This window comes from Streptomyces sp. NPDC003943 (genome assembly GCF_053605265.1).
This window is the reverse complement of record NZ_JBSGIW010000032.1, coordinates 1-21,280: the sequence shown is the minus strand read 5'-3', so window position 1 is coordinate 21,280 and position 21,280 is coordinate 1. Positions and strand designations below refer to the sequence as shown.

Below are 21,280 nucleotides of genomic sequence, written 5' to 3'. Positions count from 1 at the left end.
TGTCAGTAGGCGCCCGTCCCGCGCAGCACGGCCGGGCCGGTGCGCAGCAGGATCACCGTGTCCAGGCCCAGCGACCAGTTGTCCACGTACGCCAGGTCGAGGCGCACGGCCTCCTCCCACGGCAGGTCGGAGCGGCCGCTGACCTGCCACAGACCGGTCAGGCCCGGCTTCACGAGCAGCCGGCGGCGCACCTCGTGGCTGTAGCCGGCGACCTCCTCGGGCAGCGGCGGCCGCGGCCCGATCAGCGACATACGGCCCGTCAGCACGTTGATAAGCTGCGGCAGTTCGTCGAGCGAGTAGCGGCGCAGGGTGGCCCCGACCCGGGTGACCCGCGGGTCGTCGCGGACCTTGAACAGCAGCCCGTCGCTGTTGTGGTTGGCGTGTGCGAGCTCCGCCCGGCGGGCCTCCGCGTCCGGCCGCATCGTGCGGAACTTCAGCATGGTGAAGTGCTTGCCGTGCAGCCCCACCCGGACCTGCCGGAACAGCGCCGGCCCCCGGCTGCCGAGCCGCACGGTCAGCGCGACCACGCACATCAGCGGAGCCAGCAACACAAGCAGCACGGCCGCGATCAGCCGCTCCGCCAGCTCCTTGGGCAGCCGCGAGAGCCGGGACAGACGGGGCGCCCGGACGTGGATCAGCGGGACGCCGCCGACCGGCCGCACGTCGAGCCGGGCGGCCGCCACGTCGCCGAACGAGGGCGCGATCAGGAAGTCGCCGCCGGCGGCGGCCGTGCTCCAGGCGAGCCGGCGCAGCAGACCCGGGTCGATCTCCGGCGCCGGCAGCACCACGACGGCCGTACCGCCGCCGAAGGCCCGTATCGCGCCCGGCACTTCGTCGACGCCGCCGAGCACCGGCACGCCGAAGTCGTCCAGGCCGTCCGCGTTCCGCGGATCGGTCAGGCACACCCCGGCCAGCTCCATGCCCTGGAGCACGGCCGCCGCGGGCGCGCCCGGCCGGCTGTCGCGGAGCAGCGCGGTGAGCAGTTCGGCGACCCCGGCCGACGGGCCGACGAGCACCGCGGTCGTGCGGTCCTGGCCGCGCGCCCAGCGCGTCCGCAGCCGGCGGCGCAGCGCGAACCGGGCGGCCAGGGACAGTGCGGCGGCGAGCGGTGCCGCCAGGATCATCTCGTGCAGCAGGTCCAGATCTCCCGCGAGCCCCCAGCCGAGCCCCGCGGCCAGCGCCGGGAGCACCAGCGCGGCGCGCAGCACCCGCAGATAGAGCTCGCTCCCGGAGCCGAACGACGCCGTCGCGTAGCCCCGGTGCGCTGCCGTCGCCAGGACCCAGGCCGCCGGCAGCCCGAGCACGACCGGCCAGTGACCGCCCGCCCGCAGCACGAGCAGCGCCGCGGCCACGGCCACGGTGAGGTCGGCGGCCAGCAGCACGAGCTGATGTCTCCTCCGCCACCACTGGCGGTGGACGTCGGAACGGCCGGAGAGTTCCGAGTGATCAGCGTGCTCCGCGTGATCTGAGTGGTCGATGTGTGTGGATTCGACACGATGCCGCTCATGCGTGACCGGCAGGACGGTCATCCATTCCCCCCAAGGGCGCTTCCCACGCACCCCGGCACGGGCCCCCGACGCACCTACCCCCCGACGCACCCGTGAGCGCACGGCTCACGGACAGCGGACAGGGGAAGGGCGGCGACGGTCGGCGAGGGTACGCGGCTCTTCCGCCTGACTGAACAGCGCGGACCGAGTCGCAAGTCTCCCCAGCCACGGCCGGGTCCGCACAGGACGCAGAATCCGCCCGGGGCACGATGTGTTCGCGACCGAGCGGATCCGGCAGCGCTCAATCTAGACCAACTAGGGCAGGCCATCCAGGAGTTGTGTGAAACTCCTACCGATACTTGAAGGAACTGTAAGAGTCGGACGGGTTGGTCATACTGTCCGCATGCCCGACGGTCCCAGCATCGTGATTCCCGCCCACAACGAGGAACGCACCCTCTCCCGGCTCCTGGACGGCCTCCTGGACGGCGTCCGTGACGACGAGTTCGACGTCCTGGTCGTGTGCAACGGCTGTACGGACGCCACCGCGGCCGTCGCCGCCGGCTACGGCCCGCGCGTGCGCGTCGTCGAGACCCCCGTCCCCTCCAAGCACCAGGCCCTGCGGCTCGGCGACGAACACGCCCGCGGCTTCCCCCGGATCTACGTGGACGCCGACGTGGAGCTCGGCGCCGCCGACGTGCGGGCCCTCGCCGCCGCCCTCGCCGGCCCCGACCAGGTCCTGGCCGTCGCGCCGGAGCGGCAGCTGCCGATGACCGGCTGCTCCTGGCCCGTGCGCGCCTACTACCAGGTGTGGCAGCGGCTTCCCGCCGTCCGCGAGGGGCTGTTCGGGCGCGGGGTGATCGCCATGTCCGGCGCGGGGCACGCCCGGATCGCCGCCCTGCCGCCGCTGATGGCCGACGACCTGGCCGCCTCCCTCGCCTTCGCCCCGGCCGAGCGCGCCGTCGTCCCCGCCGCCCGGGTGGTGGTCCGCCCGCCCCGCACCTGGCCCGACCTGATCCGCCGCCGGATCCGGGCCGCCACCTCCACCGCCCAACTGGAGGACCAGCGGCGCGAGTCGGCCACGCCGGGGCAGGGCGAGGCGCCCTCGGCCCGTACCGGCCTCGGCGACCTGCGCTCCCTGCTGCGCGCCGATCCCACCCTGCTGCCCGCCCTGATCGTCTTCGTCACGGCGGCGCTCGTGGCGCGCCGGGGGGCGCGCAAGGCGATCCGTGCGCGGGACTTCGACACCTGGCTCAGGGACGAGAGCAGCCGCGAGACCTGAGCGCCCGCTCCGTGCCTCCGTGCCCCTGCCCCTGCTCCGTGCCCGGGCGCGTGACGCGCCGCTCCGGCGGATCCACCGGTTCCGGCCCCCTTGATGATCAAGGCCGCCTAGGCTGCTCATGATCACGCCAAGGAGGGTCTTGATGACGTACCGGATTCGGGGGCGACGCTCCGCCGCCCTGGCGGCGGCGCTCGCCGTCTGCGCCGCCTGGCTGGCCACGGGCCCCACGGCCCGGGCCGAGGAACCGGCCCCCGCCCCGGCCGCCACGGGGCCGCTCACCACGCCGACCCGCTTCTACGTGGACCCCGACAGCCGGGCCGCCCGGCAGGCCGCCACCGACGAGCAGGCGGGCGACACCGCCGACGCGGCCGCCATGGCGCGGCTCGCGCAGCTGCCACAGGCGCACTGGTTCACCGGCGGCAGCGCCGGACAGGTCCGTGACGAAGCCGCTGCGCTCCTCGGCAGGGCAAGGGCCGCCGGCCAGGTGCCGGTGATCGTCGCGTACGACATCCCCGGCCGCGACTGCGGCAGCTACTCCGCCGGCGGGGCCGCGTCCTCCGCCGCGTACCGGGAGTGGATCGACGGCCTCGCCGCGGGCATCGCCACCGGCCCCGCCCTCGTCGTCCTGGAGCCCGACGCGCTGGCCCTGCTGCCCAAGGACTGCGCCGGATCCGTCGACCCCACCGGCACGCTCACCGCCGCCCGCCTCGCCGACCTCGACTACGCCGTGACCGCCCTCAAGGCGGCGGGCCCCGGCACCGCCGTCTATCTCGACGGCGGCAACAACAAGTGGCGGGCCGTGGGCGTCATGGCCCAGCGCCTCGTCGACGCCGGGGTCGGGCACGCCGACGGCTTCTCCCTCAACGTCTCCAACTTCCTGCCGACCGACCACCTCGACCGCTACGGCAGCTGGGTCGCGAAGTGCGTCTGGTTCGCCACCCGGGGTCCGGACTGGGCCCGCGGCCACACCGACTGGTGCGCGAGCCAGTACTACTCCTCCGCCGCGCCCAACGACGGCGGGCCGGGCAACGCGGTCGACGCCGACGACCCGAGCACCTGGCACTGGACCGACGCCTGGTACGACCAGGCCGTCGGAAACCCGGCCACCACCGAGCTGCCCCACTTCGTCGTCGACACCAGCCGCAACGGCCTCGGCCCCTGGACCCCGGCCCCGGGCGCGTACACCGGTGACGCCGAGACCTGGTGCAACCCGCCCGGCCGCGGCATCGGCCCGCGCCCGACCGCCGACACCGGGGTGCCGCTCGCCGACGCCTATCTGTACCTGAAGGTCGTCGGCGAGTCCGACGGCAGCTGCACCCGTGGCACCGGCGGCACGATCGACCCCGAGTACGGCATCGTCGACCCGCCCGCCGGCGCGTGGTGGCCGGAGCTCGCCCACACCCTGGCCCGCAACGCCCAGCCGGCCCTGCTGTCCTGATCCGCCGGACAGGCGCGGCCCGCCCTGCCCTGAACCGAGGATGTCGAAACCTTGAACGATCGAACCCTCGACGCGGGGCCCGTCCCTGCGCGATGATCACGGCCGCACCACGCCACCCCCCCCTCACGACCCTCACATCCCACAAACGGGAGGACGTTGATGGCACGCCGCACATCCCGCGGCCTGATTGCCGCGGCCACCGCCACCGTGGCGCTGATCGCCCCGGCCGGTCTCGCCTCCGCCACCGGCGCGGCCCCGGCCGCCGCCGGTCCGCAGGCCCGCGTCTTCATGGTCAACCCCGTGCAGTCCTCGGGCGACCAGACGCTCACCGACAACAAGGACGCCGCCGACGCGGTCCCCGCGTCCGCGTACACCACCGTCGCCCTGCGCAACCTGGACGGCAGCGGCGGTCTCTCCGGCCGCTGGGCCTACGTCCGCTCCGAGACGGGCGCGCCCGCGAAGGTCGCCGACGCCGCCTCGTACAACCGGCACGACGACCAGTTCGAGCAGGTCATGGCGTACTTCTGGGTCAACGAGGCCCAGGAGTACCTGCAGGGCCTCGGCTTCGGCAGCGAGCTGCCCGGCGCCAACAACCGGCCGATGCCGGTGCGGATCAGCCAGTGGGGCGCGGACAACTCCTTCTTCACCGACAAGAAGGACGAGATCCGCTTCGGCAAGGGCGGTGTCGACGACGCCGAGGACGCCGAGGTCATCGTGCACGAGTACGGCCACTCCGTGCACGAGGCCCAGGTGCCCGGCTTCGGCAGCTCGCCGGAGGCCGGCGCGATCGGCGAGGCGTTCGGCGACTACCTGGCCGTCGAGGTCGGCGGCAACGCCGCCGCCCGCTACGGCTGGCCCGTGAAGACGGACCTCGCCTGCGTCGCCGACTGGGACTCCGTCACGTACAGCACCGCCCCGCACTGCCTGCGCCGGGTCGACGGCACCAAGGTCTACGCCGACCGGGTGGGCGAGGTGCACGCCGACGGCGAGATCTGGTCCCGCGCCCTGTGGGACATCCGCGGCGCGCTCGGCGCCCGGACCGCCGACCGGATCATCGTGAACGCCCAGTTCGGCTTCAAGCCGGACACCTCCTTCGAGGACGCGGCCAAGCAGACGATCGCCACCGCGCAGAAGATGTACGGCCAGGGTGCGGCGGACGCCGTCCGCGCGGCCTTCCACGCCCGCCAGATCCCGGGCGTCTAGCCCGGACGCCGAGGGCCGGGCCCGAGGGCCGGAACCGGAGGCCGAAGGACGAAGGGGCAGCGATCCCTGCCCCGAAGTCTGCCCCGCGGCGGCTGACAGCCGCCGCGGGGCATCGGGTCGAGTGGGGCTGCCGCATCCTGAAAGGCAGTTCCCTTGTCACAGCGCGAACATCACCCCGACCGGACCACCAGCACCCGGCAACCGGCACCACGCGTCCAGTCCTCCCTGGACGAGACCGGATTCCACACTCTTCAGCGCAGCGCGGGCAACGCCGCGGTGCTGCACCTGCTGCAACTCAGCGGATACCCCTTCGCCCAGCCGTCCACCGGGGAACAGCACCGGCACGGCGCCGGCTGCGGCCACACCCAGGCCGGCCCGCCCGCCGTCCAGCGTTCCGCCGTCCACGACGTCCTGAAGGGGAACGGCCGTCCTCTCGACACCCCGGTGCGTGACGAGATGGAAGCCCGGCTCGGAGCCGACTTCTCCGACGTGCGCATCCACGACGACAGCGCCGCCCGCGCCTCCGCCACCGAGGTCGGCGCCCGCGCCTACACCAGTGGCGCGCACATCGTCATCGGCGACGGCGGGAACGACAGGCACACCCTCGCCCACGAACTCACCCACGTGCTCCAGCAGCGCCAGGGTCCGGTGGCGGGGACGGACAACGGCGCCGGGCTGAAGGTCTCCGACCCCTCCGACCGCTTCGAGCGGGAGGCCGAGGCCAACGCCATACGCGTCATGAGCGGTCAGGCCCCCGACGTCCAGCGGGCGACGACCGCGCGGGCGGCGCGCGAGCCGGGCGGCGCGGACCGGTCCGCGCCGGTCCAGCGAGCCCCCGGCGGCGGCCACAGTCAGGGCGACCACGTCTTCAACGCCCTCGGTGCGACGGGAGAAGCCGTCGCGGACGCGATCAACGCCGCCATGAAGAACTTTCTGAAGAACGCGGACGGCGGAGTCAAGACCATCACGAGGCCGGCGAAGGGAGAGCCCGGAACGGCGAACTACAGGCCGGCAGGAGCCCTTTTCCAGAACTCGTCGAACAGGTTGCAGAATGTGGTGACCCGGGTGAACCGACTCCGCGCCGCGGCAACCGCCGCCGATGCGAGCGGTCACCCGTCGGACACCACCGTGGCGCACTATTCGTTCATCGCGACACTTCCCACCGTGGGCGGGCAGGCGGACGACGCGAACTCCACGACGTACGGCGATTTCAGCAGGCGTCTCGTCCAACTGGCCGAAACCGTCGGAGACGTGGCGCCGCCGTATGCGGAAACCGCGGGAACGTGGGCGATCCCCGCAGAGTACATAGCGGGTGCGGGAGCCTGGTCGACCTTCCTGGAGTCGAAGATCTTCGACGACGACGCGCGCGCCAGGGTGCTGGCGGAGCGGGTCGGGAACAGGACGGCGGCGTTCGAGCAGTGGCTCACCGCGAGCCGGACGGCCTACGCCGCCCTGTACGCGAACATCATCGCGGCGCTGCAGGAAGCCCGTTCACTCGTCCTGTGGGTCGACGGAATGCAGAGGAACACGTACTACGACGAAGGGGAGCCGGACTACGCGGCGCACGCGGGCGCGGTCCCCGATCTCCTCGCCCCGCCGGGCAACGGCGGCGCGGGCGGCGCGTGATGACAGGCCCGGGCGCGGCTACCGCCTGAGCGCCGACAGCGGCACGCGGCGGAAGGCGATCGTCTCGTACGGGCCGCGCTCACCCGTCTCGTACAGCACACCCACCGTCCCCGCGTCCACCCGGACCAGGTCCGAGTAGCCGGCCGGGCGGCGCGGGAGCGTGAGCGCCGGGGCGAAGGTGCGGCCGCCGTCCGCGCCGGCCCACAGGGCGAGGTCGCGGCGGGCGGTCGGCACCGAGGGCGCGGAGAAGAGCAGCCCGCCGTCGTGCACGGCCAGCAGACCGCCCTCCACGACGGGTACGGCGTCGAGCGCGGGCTGTGGCGCGAACGGGCGGTCGAGGCTCTCGCCGCCGTCGCTCGACGTGCTGTCGGCCCGGTTGCCGGGGCTGCTGCCGAGCTGGTCGCGGGCCGTGAAGTAGAGCCGTCCGTCCGCGAGTTCGGCCGCCGCCGACTCGTTGGTGTCGACCGTGCCCTCGTACGACTCGTCCGCCCAGCCGATCCGCCAGCTGTGCCCGCCGTCGTCGCTGAGCAGCGCGTGCGCCCCGTACCAGCGCGGCTCGCGGCCCGTGTCGGGCGAGCCCGGCGGGGGAGCGGCCGAGTGGTCGGCGGCCACGACGAGCCGGCCGGCGTGCGGGCCGCGGGTGAGGGCGATCGCGTGGCCGGGCCCCGTCGCGTACCAGCGCCAGCCGGTCCTCTTCACGGAGGAAGTGATCTCGCGGGGCGCCGAGAAGCTGCGCCCGTCGTCCGCGCTGCGTTGCACGTACACCCGCCGTCCCTGCGCCGCCGTCACCCGGCCCGCCAGGATCATCGACTCCGTCACCGCGCCGGCGTTGCCCGTCGAGAGCAGCACCACGTCGCCGCTCCCCGGATCGACCACCGGCGCCGGATTGCCCCGGGTGTCGCCGTGCCCCGCGGTCACCACCCGCTGCGGCCCCCACGTACAGCCGCCGTCGGTCGAGCGCCGCACCACGATGTCCACGGCGCCCGCGTCCCCGGCGGCCCGCGCCCGGCCCTCGGCGAAGGCGAGCAGGGTGCCGGCGGGGGTGCGGACCACGGCCGGTATGCGGTACGCGGCGTGTCCTGCGGTCCCCGAGACGTACGGGACGGAGGACGCGCAGCCGCCCCGGGCCGCGTCCCCGCGGGTGACGCAAGCGCCGGCGGCCAGGGCGGCCAGCGCCGCCGCGTACCACCATGGAGTCACCCGCTTGCCGGCCATGCGCACAGCGCACACGGGGCACCCGTCGCGGAGCCCAACACCGCTTCTACGGAGACGAGTCGGGGGACGAACGCGCGGTGAACGGAGTGGATCGAGCGGGCTCAGCTGTCGAAGCCGAGGCCCGCCCGGTCCAGGGCGCGCAGCCACAGATTGCGGCGTCCCTCGTGGGCGTCGGCGCGGGCGAGGGACCACTGGGTGATGCCGATGCCGAGGGCGCGCACCGGCTCGGGCGGGAACGGCAGCGGCTTGCGGCGCACGAGCTCCAGGGAGGTGCGCTCGGTGCGCTCGCCGGCCAGCAGGTCGAGCATGACCTCGGCGCCGAAGCGGGTGGCGCCCACGCCGAGGCCGGTGTAGCCGGCCGCGTACGCCACCCGGCCGCGGTGGCTGGTGTCGAAGAAGACGCAGAAGCGGGTGCTGGTGTCGATGGCGCCGCCCCACGCGTGGCTGAACCGGACGCCGGCGAGCTGCGGGAAGGTCTCGGCGAAGTGCCGGGCCAGGGTCGCGAAGGTCTCGTGGCGCTGGTCGCGTTCGGCGCGCACGCCGCCGCCGTAGCGGTACACGGCGTCGAAGCCGCCCCACAGGATCCGGTTGTCGGCGGACAGCCGGACGTAGTGGAAGCGGTTGGCGCAGTCGGCGAAGCCCTGCCGGTTCCGCCAGCCCACGGCGGCGAGCTGATCGTCCGTCAGGGGCTCGGTCATCAGGGCGTAGTCGTAGACCGGGACGGTGTACGGGCGGTGCCGGCGGAGCAGCGAGGGATAGGCGTTGGTGGCCAGCGCCACCCGCCGGGCGCGCACCCGGCCGTACGGCGTGGACACCGCGATCCGCGCGCCGTCCTCGGTCAGCCCGGTGCCCGGCGTGTGCTCGTACACCCGGACGTCCAGTTCCTGGCACGCCCGCTTGAGGCCCCAGGCGAGCCGGGCCGGGTTGACCATGGCGACGCCGTCCTTGTTCCACACGCCGCCGAGGAACGACGGGGAGTCGATCTCGGCGCGCACGGCGGCCTCGTCGAGCAGCGCGACCTCGGCGCCGTACCGCGCGGCGGCCTCGGCCTCCTCCTTCAGGCCGGCGAGCTGGTACGGCTCGGTCGCCACGACCAGCGAGCCGGAGCGCTCCCAGTCGCAGTCGATGCCGTGCCGCTTCAGCGTGTCCTCGATGGCATGGAGGTTCTCCCGGCCGAGCCGCTCCAGCCGGGCGATCTCACCGGGCCAGCGGGCGATCCCGTTGCCGAGTCCGTGCGTGAGGCTCGACTCGCAGAAGCCGCCGTTGCGCCCGGACGCGGCGGCGCCGACCTCACCCGCCTCGATCAGCACCACATCGGCGGACGGGTCCCGCTCCTTCGCGATCAGCGCGGTCCACAGCCCGCTGTAGCCGCCGCCGACCACGAGCAGATCGCAGTCGGCAGCGCCCACGAGAGCGGGCGCGGCGGGCGGCCGGTGGTCGGCGTCGTCCAGCCAGAAGGGGGTGGGCGAGGCGTCCCGGAGCGCGTGTACGGGGTCCATGTGCGGTGCTCCTTCGGATCGCGGAGGCGGGCCAGCGGGCCACGGGCCTCCGAAGTGCCGCCATGAGACCGGCCCGGACGGATTACCGTCAATGGTGTTGTCGTAAGCGGCGCCACCCCGCCCCCGCCCGGGAACCGGCCGCCCTACCCCTCCCCGAGCGTCGCCAGCCTCGCTCCCACCGCTTCCAGCATCAGTTCGAGCGCGAACGGGTGGCCGCTGTCCCGCATGTCCGCCGCGAGCAGCGGGAAGGTGGCCGCCACGTTGGGGTGGGTGTCGGCGGAGAGCTTGCCGTACGCGGCGTGCCAGACCTGCTCGTCGGCCTCGCGGGCCGGCTCCGGGAGGGCCTGGGCGGCGGCGTCGAGGGCGGCGAAGGCGAGGGCCTGGTCGACGAAGGCGTGGTAGATCCGGACCGCCTCCGCGTCCGGGAAGCCGGCGCGGCGGAGCACGCCGAGGATCGCCTCGACGGCGCGGGCCTCGTGGGTGCGACCGGTCGTGCGGTGCGCGGCGAGCGCGGCGACCTGCGGGTGGGCCAGGTAGGCGGCGTGGATGCGCGAGGCGATCGCGTGCAGGTCGACGCGCCAGTCACCGGTCGCCCGCCAGCCCGCCTGCGCAAGCCCGACCATCTCGTCGGCGAGGGCGAGCAGCAGGTCGTCGGTGTTGCGGAAGTAGCGGTAGAGCGCGCTGGGGTCGGCGCCCAGGGCGGCGCCCAGGCGTCGTACGGACAGTGCCTCCGCGCCGTGCTGGGCGACCAGCCGCAGCGCCGTCTCGACGATCACCCGCTCGGAGAGCACGGTGCCCTGCTTGGTGGGGCGGCGGCGCCGCCGCCGGTCCTCCGGAACAACTCGTTCGGCCATGGCCGGACCCTACCCGGGGACGCCTTACGACAACACCCTTGACGTGTTTGCGGCGGCGGCTGTTCCATGGCGCACCTCGGCCCCGCCCGGCCCTGCCCCGGACCCCGCGCCGAGCCCCTCACCCTCCAGGAGTACGCACATGAGCACGGCCGACCTGGTCTTCACCGGTGGCCCCGTCTTCACCGGCGACCCCGCCCGCACCCGGGCCACCTCCCTCGCCGTCACCGGCGAGCGGATCACCGCCGTCGGCCACGACGAGGTGCGCGAACTCATCGGCCCGTCGACCGAAGTCGTCGACCTCGCCGGCAGGTTGCTGATCCCCGGCTTCCAGGACTCGCACATCCACGCCGTGTACGGCGGCGTGGAGCTGGCCGAGTGCGACCTCAGCGGCACCACCGGCGTCGACGACTACCGCCGGATCATCGCCGGCTTCGCCGCCGCCCACCCCGACCACGAGTGGATCACCGGCGGCGGCTGGTCCATGGAGAGCTTCGAAGGCGGCCTGCCCACCCGGCAGTTGCTCGACGAGCTCGTCGCCGACCGTCCCGTCTGCCTCGTCAACCGCGACCACCACGGCTCCTGGGTCAACTCCCGCGCCCTGGAGATCGCCGGGATCACCGCCGACACCCCCGACCCGGCCGACGGCCGGATCGAGCGCGACGCCGACGGCAACCCCACGGGCGTCCTCCAGGAGGGCGCGGCCGCCCTGGTCTCCCGGCACGTCCCGGCCGGCACCCGGGCCGACCGCGTCGCCGGACTGCTGCGCGCCCAGGCCCTGCTGCACTCGCTCGGCGTCACCGGCTGGCAGGACGCCCTCCTCGGCGAGTTCAGCGGCAAGCCCGACCCCTCCGACGCCTACATGGCGGCCGCCGCGGACGGCACCCTCACCGCCCGGGTCACCGGCGCGCTGTGGTGGGACCGGGCGCGCGGTGCCGAGCAGATCCCCGAACTGGTCGCCCTGCGCAAGGAGCTGAGCCTCGGACGGTTCCGGGCCGGCTCCGTGAAGATCATGCAGGACGGCATCGCCGAGAACTTCACCGCCGCCATGACCAGCCCCTACCTCGACGGCTGCGGCTGCGCCACCGCCAACACCGGTCTCAGCTTCGTCGACCCGGTGGCGCTGCGCGACCATGTCACCGCGCTGGACGCCCTCGACTTCCAGGTGCACTTCCACGCGCTCGGCGACCGCGCCGTGCGCGAGGCCCTGGACGCGATCGAGGCGGCGATCGCCGCCAACGGACGCCGCGGAAACCGCCACCACCTGGCGCACCTCCAGGTCGTGCACCCCGACGACCTCGCGCGCTTCGCCCGGCTCGGCGCGCTCGCCAACATCCAGCCGCTGTGGGCCGCGCACGAACCGCAGATGGACGAGCTGACCATCCCCTTCCTCGGCCCCGAACGCGCCGCCTGGCAGTACCCGTTCGGCGACCTCGTACGCGCCGGCGCCACCCTGGTCGCCGGCAGCGACTGGCCGGTCAGCAGCCCCGACCCGCTCGCCGGCATCCACGTCGCGGTCAACCGCGCCGAGCCCGGCGCCACCGACGGCCGGGTCTTCCTCGCCGAGCAGCGCCTCGACCTGCCCACCGCCCTCGCCGCCTACACGGCCGGCTCCGCGCACGTGAACGGCCACGACGACGCGGGCAGCCTGCGCCCCGGCCACCTCGCCGACCTCGTCGTCCTCGACCGCGACATCCTGACCGCGCCGCGGGAGGAGATCGCCGAGGCCCGCGTGGAACAGACCTTCGTCGGCGGCACCCGGGTCCACGGGGCCTGAGCTCCGGTGTGCGCGTGTCAGGGCTTCATGGCCGGGTCAGGACGAGGCCCGCACCTGGAGCCGGGCGGTGAGCAGCACGCCGGGGGGCGTGCTGCCCCCGCCCTCCAGGGCCGCCACGAGCAGCGTTATCCCCTCCTCGGCGACGTCCGCCGGGCGCAGGCTCAGCGTGCTCACCGGCGGATCGGCGTGCGCGGCCGACTCGTCCTCGCTGACGCACACCACCCGCAGCTCGCCGGGCACGGCCAGGCCGGCCCGCCGGGCCGCGTCCATGACCAGCGGCGGGCTGGCCTCCGCGACCACGAACAGGCCGTCGGGCCGCGGCTCGCCTGCCAGCGCCCGCTCGACGGCCCGGACCACCGGACCGTTGCCGGGCTCGGGGACGAGGGTCACCAGCTCCTCGGCCCCGTGCCGCGCGCACCACGCGCGGTAGGCGGCGAGCATCTGGCGGTGGAAGCGGGTCGTGCTGTCCGGCAGGACGAGCGCGGGCCGCCGGGCGCCGCGCTCGCGCAGATGGTCCAGTGACTCCCGGACGGCGGCGTCGGCGTCCAGGTCGACCCAGTGGGCGCCCGGCCGGTCCGCGACCGAGGCGTCACTGAAGACCGGGATGCGCGCGGCGAGGAAGTCCTCCACGAGAGGGTCGTCCTCGACCGGATCGGCGACGATCACCGCCTCCAGGGGCAGGTCCGCCCACTCCCGCTGCAGCGTTCCCGCCGGCAGCATCACCAGGGCGTACCCGTGCCGGAGCGCCGCCGACGCCGTCGCGCTGGTGAGCCGCGCGAAGTACGGCGAGTCCAGATAAGCCCAGGGCTCGCCGGCGAACTCGCCGACGACGTAGCCGATCAGCCGGGCCCGTCCGGCGCGCAGCTGGCGCGCGGTGGCGTTGGGCCGGTAGCCCATCCGGCGCGCGGTCTCGACGGCCTTCTCCCGTACGGCGGGGGAGAGCCGGCCGGTGCCGTTGAGCGCCGCCGAGACGGTGGTCTTCGACAGACCCGCCTCCCGGGCCACGTCGACGAGCCGTACCCGCGGAGCGGGCGGTCCCGCCTGCCCTTCACGTGTGGTCATGCGGTGATGCTGCCACCTCCCTGACCTCTGCAAAACCGTTCCCGCAAAGTCGCCGCAGAGTCTTGTGCGGGAACGTTCCCGCATCAATACTCGCTCCATTCCCCCACCTGGCTCCACCATCCCCAGTGCCCGTCACGACACCCGTAAAGGGGTGGGTCTCCTTGCGCATGCCCAGACTCGGTCTGCTCCTCGCCGCGCTCGCCGTCACCACCACCGCCTGCTCCGGCGCCACCAAGCCGGCGGGCGCGGCCGGCGGCTACACCGTCACCCCGCTCTCGCCCGCGGCCAAGGGCCCGCTGCCCTCGCTCACCTGGTCGCTCTACGCGGAGCCGTACACCCTCGACTACGCCCAGGCGTACGACTACCCGCCCAACACCGTCCTCGCCAACGTCTGCGAGCAGCTCCTCCGGGTCACCCCCGACCTGAAGATCGAGCCCGGACTGGCCGTGAAGTGGGCGAACCCCGACCCGCTGACCTGGGTGTACGACCTGCGCTCGGGCGTGAGGTTCCACGACGGCACGGTCATGACCGCCGACGACGTCGTCGCCTCCCTCAAGCGCCAGATGGACCCGGCCACCGGCTCCCCCTGGGGCTCCGCCTTCAAGAACGTCAAGACCGTCGAGAAGACCGGCCCCCTCCGGGTCACCCTCAAGCTGACCAAGCCGGACGTCCTGCTCAACGAGCTCATGGCCGCCTCGCCCGGCACCATCGAGAGCGCCGCCTTCCTCACCAGGACCGGCAAGGAGTACGGCGTCCCGGGCGGCAAGGTCAACTGCTCCGGCCCCTACGCCCTCGACAAGTGGCAGCAGGGCGAGTCCATCACCCTCAAGAAGTTCCCCGGCTACTGGGACAAGAAGCTCACGCCGAAGACCGACACCGTCCGCTTCGCCTTCGTCGAGGACTCCGCCGCCCGCACCAACACCTTCCTCTCCGGCACCGCCGACGGCGGCTACATGGTCCCCTCGACCTCCCTGGACCGGCTGCGCGCCACCCCCAAGGGCAAGCTCTGGTTCGGCCCCAACACGGGCGCCGCCAACCTCGCCGTCCTGAACTTCCAGGGCACCCTCGGCGACCTCAAGGTCCGCCAGGCGCTGTCCATGGCGCTCGACCGCAAGAACATCATCAAGGCCGCCGCCGGCGGCATCGGCATCCCGGCCAAGGCCCCCGCCGCGCGCGGCGCCTGGGCACTCGTCCCGGAGAAGACCGACGAGGTCTTCAAGGAACTGCCCGAGCCCGTGTACGACGTGGCCAAGGCCAAGCAGCTCGTCCAGGACGCCGGCGCCACCGGCAAGAAGGTCACCCTGGTGACCAGCAGCCTCGCCCCCGAGATCAGCGTCGTCGCCAACGCCGTCCAGGCGGCCGGCCGCCAGATCGGCCTCGACGTCCAGCTCAAGGCCGTCGCCCCCGACGCGTACAGCAGCATCTTCGTCGACAAGAACGCCCGCAGGGGACTCGACCTGGTCATCACCAACGGGTACGACAACACGCCCGACCCGCTGGAGTTCTACCAGTACCTGCGCACCGGCGACTTCGGGAACTACGGCAACTGGTCCGACCCCGTCTACGACGACGCCTTCGACCGCGCCAACGCCGCCGTCGACCCGGGCGCCCGCACCGACCTCACCGCCGAACTCCAGGCGATCGCGATGCGCGAGCTGCCCGTCATCCCCGTCTACGAGGCCCCGTTCTCCGTCTTCCTCGGCAGCCGCGTCACCGGCGCCCCCACCGGCATCGCCCAGCTCTACTACCCCTGGGCCGCGACGATCGGCGCCGCGTGATGAAGCGCAACCCACTCCGCAACCCGATGCCCCGCAGCCCGATACTGCGCCACCCCGTGCTCCGTTACGGCCTCGGCCGGTTCGCCGGACTCCTCGGCGTCCTGCTCGTCACCTCCTTCGTCGTCTTCGCCTCCGTCCACCTCGCGCCCGGCGACCCCGTCACCTTCCTGCTGCACGGCCGCCCCGCGACCCCGCAGACGGTGGCCGCGCTGCGCGCCGAGTACCACCTCGACGACCCGCTGCTCGTGCAGTACGCGAAGTGGCTCGGCGGCGTCCTGCACGGCGACCTCGGCCGCTCCGCCCAGTACCACCAGGACGTCTCCACGCTGCTCGGCTCCCGGCTCGGCGGCACGTTCCTGCTCGTCGGCTACTCGGCGGTGCTCGTCGCGGCCGGCGGCGTCGCCGCCGGCGTGCTCGCCGCGCTGCGCCCCGGCCTCGTCGACCGGATCGTGCTCATCGGCACCGGAGTCGCCACCGCCACCCCGTCGTTCGTCAGCGCCATCGCGCTCGTCTCGCTCTTCTCCGTACAGCTCGGCTGGTTCCCCGGCCCCGGCGGCACCCCCGACGGGTTCGGCGACCGGCTCTACCACCTCACGCTGCCCGCGTTCGCCCTCGCCACCACCTTCGCCGGACTCCTCGCCCGCGTCACCCGCTCCGCGATGCTCGACGAACTCGGCCGCGAACACGTCGACGTGGCCCGCGCCCGCGGCGTCGCCGGCCGCGCCGTGATCCGCCGGCACGTGCTGCGCAACAGCCTCGGCCCCGTCGTCACCGTCGGCGGCACCATGCTCGCCGGCCTCCTCGTCACCACCTCGGTCGTCGAGACCGCCTTCGACGTGCCCGGGATGGGCTCGCTGCTCGTCCAGTCCGTCAGCTCCCAGGACTTCGCCGTCGTGCAGGCCGTCACCCTGCTCAGCGTCGCGGCCTTCGTCCTCGTCAACCTCGCCGTCGACCTGCTCGCCCCTCTCATCGACCCCCGGCTCACCCTCCACGGGGAAGGCACCTGATGACCCTCACCGCACACCCCGGGGCAGCAGGCCCCGGCGGCGCCGACGCGGCCCCGCTGAGCCGCCGCCCCGGCCTGCGCCGGCTACGAGCCCTCGGCCAGGGCCCCATGTTCACCGCCGCGGTCCTCGTCCTCGTCGCCCTCGTCCTCGTCGCCGCGCTGGCCCCGCTGCTCGCCCCGTACGACCCCGAGGCCCTGGACCTGACGTCCAGCCTCGTCGGCACCAGCGGCGACCACCTGCTCGGCACCGACCAGTCCGGCCGCGACATCCTGTCCCGGCTGCTGCACGGCGCCCGCACCGGACTCCTCGGCCCGCTGCTCGTCGTGGTCGTCTCCACCGTGCTCGGCACCGCGCTCGGCGTGCTCGCCGGCTGGCGCGGCGGCTGGGCGGACGCGCTGCTCTCCCGCTCCATGGACCTCGTCTTCGCCATCCCCGGGCTGCTCCTCGCGATCCTGTTGGTCGCGGTGCTCGGCTCCGGCATGACCGCGCCCGTCATCGCCATGGCCGTGGCCTACACCCCGTACGTCGGACGCCTGGTCCGCGGCATCGCCCAGCAGGAGAAGGCCCGGCCGTACATCGAGTCGTACCGCGTGCAGGGCTGGTCCGGCTGGACCATCTGCCTGCGCCACCTGCTGCCCAACATCACGCCCACCGTGTTCGCGCAGTCCGCGATGAACTTCGGCTACGCCCTGATGGACCTGGCCGCGCTCTCCTTCCTCGGCTTCGGCGTCCAGCCGCCCACCGCCGACTGGGGCGCCATGATCAACGACGGCCAGTCGGCGCTCCAGCAGGGCGCCCTGCTGCCCGCGCTCGCGCCCTCCTTCTGCATCGTCCTCGCGGTCGTCGCGTTCGGCATCGTCGGCGAGGGCATCGCCGACCGGATCGCGAAGCGGGAGCGGTGACCACCATGACCGGAAGCACCATGACCCACCACAGCACCGGCGCCGCCGACCGCGCCAACGTCCTGGAGATCGACCGGCTCACCCTCCGGCTCCCCGAAGGACAGGCCGCCCGGCCCCTCCTCGACGGCGTCACCCTCACCGTCGCCCCCGGCGAGACCGTCGGCCTCGTCGGCGAGTCCGGCTCCGGCAAGTCCGTCGCCTGCCGCACCGTCCTCGGCCTCCTCCCCGCCAGGGCCCGCACCACCGGCCAGGTCAGGGTCGCCGGCCAGGACGTCCTCACCCTGGACCGCGCAGCCCTCGCCGATCTGCGCGTCCGCAAGGCCGCCATGGTCTTCCAGGACCCGCGTGCCTCCGTCAACCCGCTGCGCCGCGTCGGCGACTTCGTCACCGAGGGCCTGCGCGCCGCCGGCACCCCCGCCGCCAGGGCCACCGCCCGCGCCGCCGAACTCCTCGACGCCGTCGGCATCCGCGACCCGCGCGGCGCCCTGCGCCGCTACCCGCACGAGTTCTCCGGCGGCATGCTCCAGCGCGTCGTCATCGCCGCCGCCCTCGCCGGCGACCCGGACCTGATCGTCGCCGACGAACCCACCACCGCGCTCGACGTCACCACCCAGGCCGAGATCATCGCGATCCTCACCCGCCTCCAGGCCGAACGCGGCACCGGCCTCCTCTTCGTCACCCACGACCTGGAACTCGCCGCCGCCATCTGCGACCGGGTGTACGTGATGTACGCCGGCCGCATCGTCGAGACCCGCACCACCACCGAGCTGTTCGACCGGCCGCGCCACCCCTACACGGCCGGACTGCTCTCCTGCACCCCGCGCATCGACCCCGGCGCGCCCGCGCCCCGCCCCATCGAGGGCCGCCCGGTCTCCGTCGCCGAAGCCCCGCCCGGCTGCGCCTTCGCCGCCCGCTGCGCCCACGCCGTGGCGCGCTGCACCGACGAGGTGCCCGCCCTGGTGGCCCACGGCGACGGGCTCGCCGCCTGTCACCGCGCCGACGAAGGGATCTCGCTGTGACCGCCCGTACCGGCCTCGTCGTGCGCGGACTGCGCAAGACGTACGGCGACCACGCCGCCGTCGACGACGTGTCGTTCTCCCTCGCGCCCGGCTCCTCCCTCGGCATCGTGGGCGAGTCCGGCAGCGGCAAGACCACCACCGTCCGGATGCTCGTCGGCCTCGAACGCGCCGACGCCGGCACGGTCACCCTCGACGGCCGGGACCGCTCCGCGCGCCCGCGCGGCCGGGCCGAACGGCTCGCCAGGGCGCGCGAGATCCAGATGGTCTTCCAGGACCCGTATCTCTCCCTCGACCCCCGGATCACCGTCGGCGAGTGCGTCGACGAGGTCCTGCGGCTGCACTTCCGCCTCGACCCGGCCGCCCGCCGGGCCCGGGTCGCCGAACTCCTCGACCAGGTGGGCCTCGGCCCGCGCGAGGCCGCCGCACTGCCCCGCCGCCTCTCCGGCGGCCAGCGCCAGCGCGTCGCCATCGCCCGCGCCCTGGCCGCGCAGCCGCGGGTCCTCGTCCTGGACGAGGCGGTCGCCGCGCTCGACGTCTCCATCCAGGCCCAGATCCTCGAACTCCTCGCCCGCATCCGGCGCGAGGCCGGCGTCGGCTTCCTCTTCGTGACCCACGACCTCGGGGTCGTACGGCACATCACGGAGGAGATCGTGGTGCTGCGACACGGCCGAATCGTGGAGTCGGGCCCGACCGCCCAGGTCCTCAGCGCACCCGAACACGCCTACACCCGGCTCCTCCTCGACTCCGTCCCGCGCCGGGGCTGGGACCCGGCCCGGATCGCGGCGGCCCGCGCGAAGGTCACGGGCTGAGCGGAAAATATTGCGCGCCCCGCATCTTTGCGTGGCGCGCACTATTAGGTACGGTCGTTCCATGGGGCTGCGAGAACGGAAGAAGGCCGAGACGCGCGCCGCGCTCAGCTGGGCGGCCCTGCGGCTGGCCGTCGAGCGCGGGCTCGACAACGTGAGAGTCGAGGACATCGCCGAAGCCGCCGGTGTCTCGCCGCGCACGTTCAACAACTACTTCTCCAGCAAGGCCGAGGCGATCGTCGCCCGCCACCTCGACCGCTGCCTGCGCATCGCCGAAGCGCTGCGCGAGCGCCCGGCGGAGCCGCTGTGGGACGCGCTCACCCGCGCGGTGCCGGCGCAGTTCGGACCGGACGCCGCGGCCGCGGCGCACCCTGTCGCTGACGCGCCGAAGTGGACCGCCAGTCTGCGCATGATGCTCGCCGAACCGGCCCTGCAGGGCGAGATGCTGCGGGCCGGAGCCGTCGCCGAGGCCGAGATCGCCGCGGCCGTCGCGGACCGCACCGGCACCGACCTGCAACAGGACCTGTACCCCCACCTCGTCGCGTCCGCGGTCATGGCCGCGACCAACGCCGCCATGGCACACCACCTCCGCACCGATCCGCCGGTACCGGCGGACCGCCTGCTGAACGACGCCCTCGCCCTCCTCGCGCAGGGCCTGCCCACTCCCTAGCGATCCACCGCGGACGTCACAGCCCGGCGGGCGGTCGGGCCGATGTCCCCTGCCCGGAAGAGGAGTCTGCTCATGATCGACGTCATCATCGCGGGCGCCGGACCCAACGGCCTGATGCTCGCCTGCGAACTCGCCCTGGCCGGCGTGCGCCCCCTCGTCCTGGAGCGCCTCACCGAACCGTCCGGCGAGCAGCGCGCGAACGGCCTGGTCGGCCAGGTGGTCCGGATGCTCGACCGGCGCGGACTGTACGAGCGCCTGACGGCGCCCGGCGCCACACCCGAGCCGGCGCCCCGTTTCGTGTTCGGGGCGTTCCCGCTCGACCTGACCGACCTTCCGGACAACCCGCTGTACATCCTGATGGTGCCGCAGCGCAGGGTCGAGCACGTGCTCGCCGAGCGCGCGGCCGAACTGGGCGTCGAGGTCCGCCGCGGCCACGAGGTCATCGGTCTGACGCAGGGCGACGACTCGGTGAGGGTCGAGCTGCGCGGGCGGGCGGCGCTGGAGGCGGCGTTCCTGGTCGGCGCCGACGGCGGGCGCAGTACGGTCCGCAAGCTCACCGGCATCGAGTTCCCCGGCGTGACCGACGACGCATCGGTGTCGTTCAGCGGGCACGTGGGCGTGCCCGCGGAGCTGGTCGGTGCCGACGGCGGCCTGGAAGTCCCCGGTTTCGGCGTCATACCGCCGTTCCGGCACCTGCGCACGGAACACGGCCTGATCGCCTGGGCGCCGTTTCCGGACGGCACTCCGCTGATCACGACGACGGAGTGGGACCGGCCGGCCGAGGGCGAAGCCTCCCTCGAGGAGCTTCGGGCCAGCGCCTCCCGGGTCCTCGGCGCGGACGTCCCGCTCCGCCCGCCCACCGGACCGGGACCACACCTGATGAGGCGGCTGCTCGGCGGCAACACCCGGATCGCCTCGCGATACCGCGCGGGCCGCGTCCTCCTGGTCGGTGACGCCGCGCACGTGCACGGGGCGATCGGCGGCCCGGGGCTCAACCTCGGCCTGCAGGACGCGGTGAACCTCGGCTGGAAGCTGGCCGCGGAGCTGCGCGGCCATGCGCCGCGAGGTCTGCTGGACACCTACGAGTCGGAGCGCGCCCCGGTGGCGCGGCGGGTCGCCATGCACACCCAGGCGCAGTCGCTGCTGACCCGCCCGGGAAGCGATGTGACGGCCCTGCGTGAACTCTTCGGCGAGCTGCTCCTCCAGCCCGCGACACGGCAGCACATCGCGAGTCTGATGTCCGGCGGGGACATCGCCTACGACATGGGGCCGGCGACCGGACCGCTCGTCGGCCGATGGGCGCCCGACCTGCCGGGCCTGCGTGCCTGGACCCGCACGGGCCGCCCGCTCCTCCTGGACCCCACGGGCCGGCTCGACGCGGGCGACTGGGCGTCGCTCGTCGACACCGTGACCGTCCCGGAGCTCGACACGGCACTGCTGCTCCGGCCCGACTGCCATGTCGCCTGGCAGGGCACCACGGACGACGGCCTGTACGAATCGCTGAGGACCTGGTTCGGGGCAGCGGCCTGAGCAGCTCCGGCCGCTACGCCGCGCGGCCGTCGCTCCGTCCGGCTGTGGCAGTGGGGCACGGTCGGCGGGTTGGTGGGGCGCTGGAGCGGGTGTGCGCCCGTGGGCGGGGGGGGGCCCGGGCCGGTGCGGGG

The 21,280-nt window shown here is 74.0% G+C and carries 17 protein-coding genes; 12 read left to right on the top strand and 5 right to left on the bottom strand.

Translation table 11 applies throughout. The features are described from left to right. Positions 1-2: 2 nt before the first annotated feature. Positions 3-1,382 (bottom strand): sugar transferase, encoded by a 1,380-nt coding sequence (locus ACWEV0_RS15910; RefSeq protein WP_453149872.1) that lies wholly within the window; start codon positions 1,380-1,382, stop codon positions 3-5. Between the two features lie 508 nt (positions 1,383-1,890). Between ACWEV0_RS15910 and ACWEV0_RS15905 the strand changes: the two genes are divergently transcribed. The 4 genes from ACWEV0_RS15905 to ACWEV0_RS15890 all read left to right on the top strand — a co-directional run bounded on the left by ACWEV0_RS15905 (position 1,891) and on the right by ACWEV0_RS15890 (position 7,033). Then, entirely contained in the window at positions 1,891-2,766 is an 876-nt protein-coding gene (locus ACWEV0_RS15905; RefSeq protein ID WP_453149871.1) for a glycosyltransferase family 2 protein, read from the top strand. A 142-nt stretch (positions 2,767-2,908) separates the two neighbouring features. Continuing rightward, the gene (locus ACWEV0_RS15900) at positions 2,909-4,204 is read left to right on the top strand and encodes a glycoside hydrolase family 6 protein (RefSeq protein WP_453149870.1); all 1,296 of its coding nucleotides are present in this window, start codon (positions 2,909-2,911) and stop codon (positions 4,202-4,204) included. Positions 4,205-4,363: 159 nt separating this feature from the next. Then, complete coding sequence (locus ACWEV0_RS15895) at positions 4,364-5,407, top strand: M4 family metallopeptidase (protein WP_453149869.1); 1,044 nt, start codon at positions 4,364-4,366, stop codon at positions 5,405-5,407. A 153-nt stretch (positions 5,408-5,560) separates the two neighbouring features. After that, positions 5,561-7,033, top strand: a complete 1,473-nt coding sequence (locus tag ACWEV0_RS15890) for an eCIS core domain-containing protein (protein ID WP_453149868.1) — start codon at positions 5,561-5,563, stop codon at positions 7,031-7,033. Positions 7,034-7,051: 18 nt separating this feature from the next. On the opposite strand, the gene ACWEV0_RS15885 is transcribed toward ACWEV0_RS15890, so the two are convergent. The 3 genes from ACWEV0_RS15885 to ACWEV0_RS15875 all read right to left on the bottom strand — a co-directional run bounded on the left by ACWEV0_RS15885 (position 7,052) and on the right by ACWEV0_RS15875 (position 10,601). Further along, positions 7,052-8,248, bottom strand: coding sequence for a sialidase family protein (locus ACWEV0_RS15885; RefSeq protein WP_453149867.1), 1,197 nt, complete (start codon positions 8,246-8,248; stop codon positions 7,052-7,054). A 101-nt stretch (positions 8,249-8,349) separates the two neighbouring features. Continuing rightward, on the bottom strand, positions 8,350-9,747 hold the full coding sequence (locus tag ACWEV0_RS15880; RefSeq protein WP_453149866.1) for an NAD(P)/FAD-dependent oxidoreductase: 1,398 nt from the start codon (positions 9,745-9,747) through the stop codon (positions 8,350-8,352). A 143-nt stretch (positions 9,748-9,890) separates the two neighbouring features. After that, the gene (locus tag ACWEV0_RS15875) at positions 9,891-10,601 is read right to left on the bottom strand and encodes a TetR/AcrR family transcriptional regulator (RefSeq protein WP_453149865.1); all 711 of its coding nucleotides are present in this window, start codon (positions 10,599-10,601) and stop codon (positions 9,891-9,893) included. Positions 10,602-10,740: 139 nt separating this feature from the next. Between ACWEV0_RS15875 and ACWEV0_RS15870 the strand changes: the two genes are divergently transcribed. Next, on the top strand, positions 10,741-12,375 hold the full coding sequence (locus ACWEV0_RS15870) for an amidohydrolase (protein WP_453149864.1): 1,635 nt from the start codon (positions 10,741-10,743) through the stop codon (positions 12,373-12,375). Between the two features lie 36 nt (positions 12,376-12,411). Here ACWEV0_RS15870 and ACWEV0_RS15865 read toward each other — a convergent pair whose 3' ends face one another. Next, positions 12,412-13,437, bottom strand: coding sequence for a LacI family DNA-binding transcriptional regulator (locus ACWEV0_RS15865; RefSeq protein WP_453149863.1), 1,026 nt, complete (start codon positions 13,435-13,437; stop codon positions 12,412-12,414). Between the two features lie 167 nt (positions 13,438-13,604). On the opposite strand from ACWEV0_RS15865, the gene ACWEV0_RS15860 reads away from it, so the two are divergent. The 7 genes from ACWEV0_RS15860 to ACWEV0_RS15830 all read left to right on the top strand — a co-directional run bounded on the left by ACWEV0_RS15860 (position 13,605) and on the right by ACWEV0_RS15830 (position 21,149). Continuing rightward, a complete protein-coding gene (locus tag ACWEV0_RS15860; protein ID WP_453149913.1) occupies positions 13,605-15,215 on the top strand; it encodes an ABC transporter substrate-binding protein in 1,611 nt (536 codons plus the stop codon). 56 nt (positions 15,216-15,271) lie between these two features. After that, on the top strand, positions 15,272-16,222 hold the full coding sequence (locus ACWEV0_RS15855) for an ABC transporter permease (protein WP_453149912.1): 951 nt from the start codon (positions 15,272-15,274) through the stop codon (positions 16,220-16,222). Further along, positions 16,222-17,124, top strand: a complete 903-nt coding sequence (locus ACWEV0_RS15850; protein WP_453149862.1) for an ABC transporter permease — start codon at positions 16,222-16,224, stop codon at positions 17,122-17,124. Before ACWEV0_RS15855 ends, ACWEV0_RS15850 begins: the two co-directional genes overlap by 1 nt. Before the next feature lie 5 nt (positions 17,125-17,129). Continuing rightward, entirely contained in the window at positions 17,130-18,143 is a 1,014-nt protein-coding gene (locus ACWEV0_RS15845; protein WP_453149861.1) for an ABC transporter ATP-binding protein, read from the top strand. After that, positions 18,140-18,952 (top strand): ABC transporter ATP-binding protein, encoded by an 813-nt coding sequence (locus ACWEV0_RS15840; RefSeq protein ID WP_453149860.1) that lies wholly within the window; start codon positions 18,140-18,142, stop codon positions 18,950-18,952. The genes ACWEV0_RS15845 and ACWEV0_RS15840 overlap by 4 nt, the downstream gene beginning before the upstream one ends. A 61-nt stretch (positions 18,953-19,013) precedes the next feature. After that, a complete protein-coding gene (locus tag ACWEV0_RS15835; RefSeq protein ID WP_453149859.1) occupies positions 19,014-19,619 on the top strand; it encodes a TetR/AcrR family transcriptional regulator in 606 nt (201 codons plus the stop codon). A gap of 72 nt (positions 19,620-19,691) precedes the next feature. Beyond that, positions 19,692-21,149, top strand: a complete 1,458-nt coding sequence (locus ACWEV0_RS15830; RefSeq protein ID WP_453149858.1) for an FAD-dependent monooxygenase — start codon at positions 19,692-19,694, stop codon at positions 21,147-21,149. Positions 21,150-21,280 lie beyond the last annotated feature (131 nt).

Coding starts and splice junctions, on each gene's coding strand:
- ACWEV0_RS15895 (WP_453149869.1), top strand. CDS start 4,364: ATGGCACGCCGCACATCCCGCGGCCTGATTGCCGCGGCCACCGCCACC.
- ACWEV0_RS15835 (WP_453149859.1), top strand. CDS start 19,014: ATGGGGCTGCGAGAACGGAAGAAGGCCGAGACGCGCGCCGCGCTCAGC.
- ACWEV0_RS15870 (WP_453149864.1), top strand. CDS start 10,741: ATGAGCACGGCCGACCTGGTCTTCACCGGTGGCCCCGTCTTCACCGGC.
- ACWEV0_RS15850 (WP_453149862.1), top strand. CDS start 16,222: ATGACCCTCACCGCACACCCCGGGGCAGCAGGCCCCGGCGGCGCCGAC.
- ACWEV0_RS15830 (WP_453149858.1), top strand. CDS start 19,692: ATGATCGACGTCATCATCGCGGGCGCCGGACCCAACGGCCTGATGCTC.
- ACWEV0_RS15900 (WP_453149870.1), top strand. CDS start 2,909: ATGACGTACCGGATTCGGGGGCGACGCTCCGCCGCCCTGGCGGCGGCG.
- ACWEV0_RS15880 (WP_453149866.1), bottom strand. CDS start 9,747: ATGGACCCCGTACACGCGCTCCGGGACGCCTCGCCCACCCCCTTCTGG.
- ACWEV0_RS15885 (WP_453149867.1), bottom strand. CDS start 8,248: ATGGCCGGCAAGCGGGTGACTCCATGGTGGTACGCGGCGGCGCTGGCC.
- ACWEV0_RS15865 (WP_453149863.1), bottom strand. CDS start 13,437: ATGACCACACGTGAAGGGCAGGCGGGACCGCCCGCTCCGCGGGTACGG.
- ACWEV0_RS15875 (WP_453149865.1), bottom strand. CDS start 10,601: ATGGCCGAACGAGTTGTTCCGGAGGACCGGCGGCGGCGCCGCCGCCCC.
- ACWEV0_RS15905 (WP_453149871.1), top strand. CDS start 1,891: ATGCCCGACGGTCCCAGCATCGTGATTCCCGCCCACAACGAGGAACGC.
- ACWEV0_RS15860 (WP_453149913.1), top strand. CDS start 13,605: ATGCCCAGACTCGGTCTGCTCCTCGCCGCGCTCGCCGTCACCACCACC.
- ACWEV0_RS15845 (WP_453149861.1), top strand. CDS start 17,130: ATGACCGGAAGCACCATGACCCACCACAGCACCGGCGCCGCCGACCGC.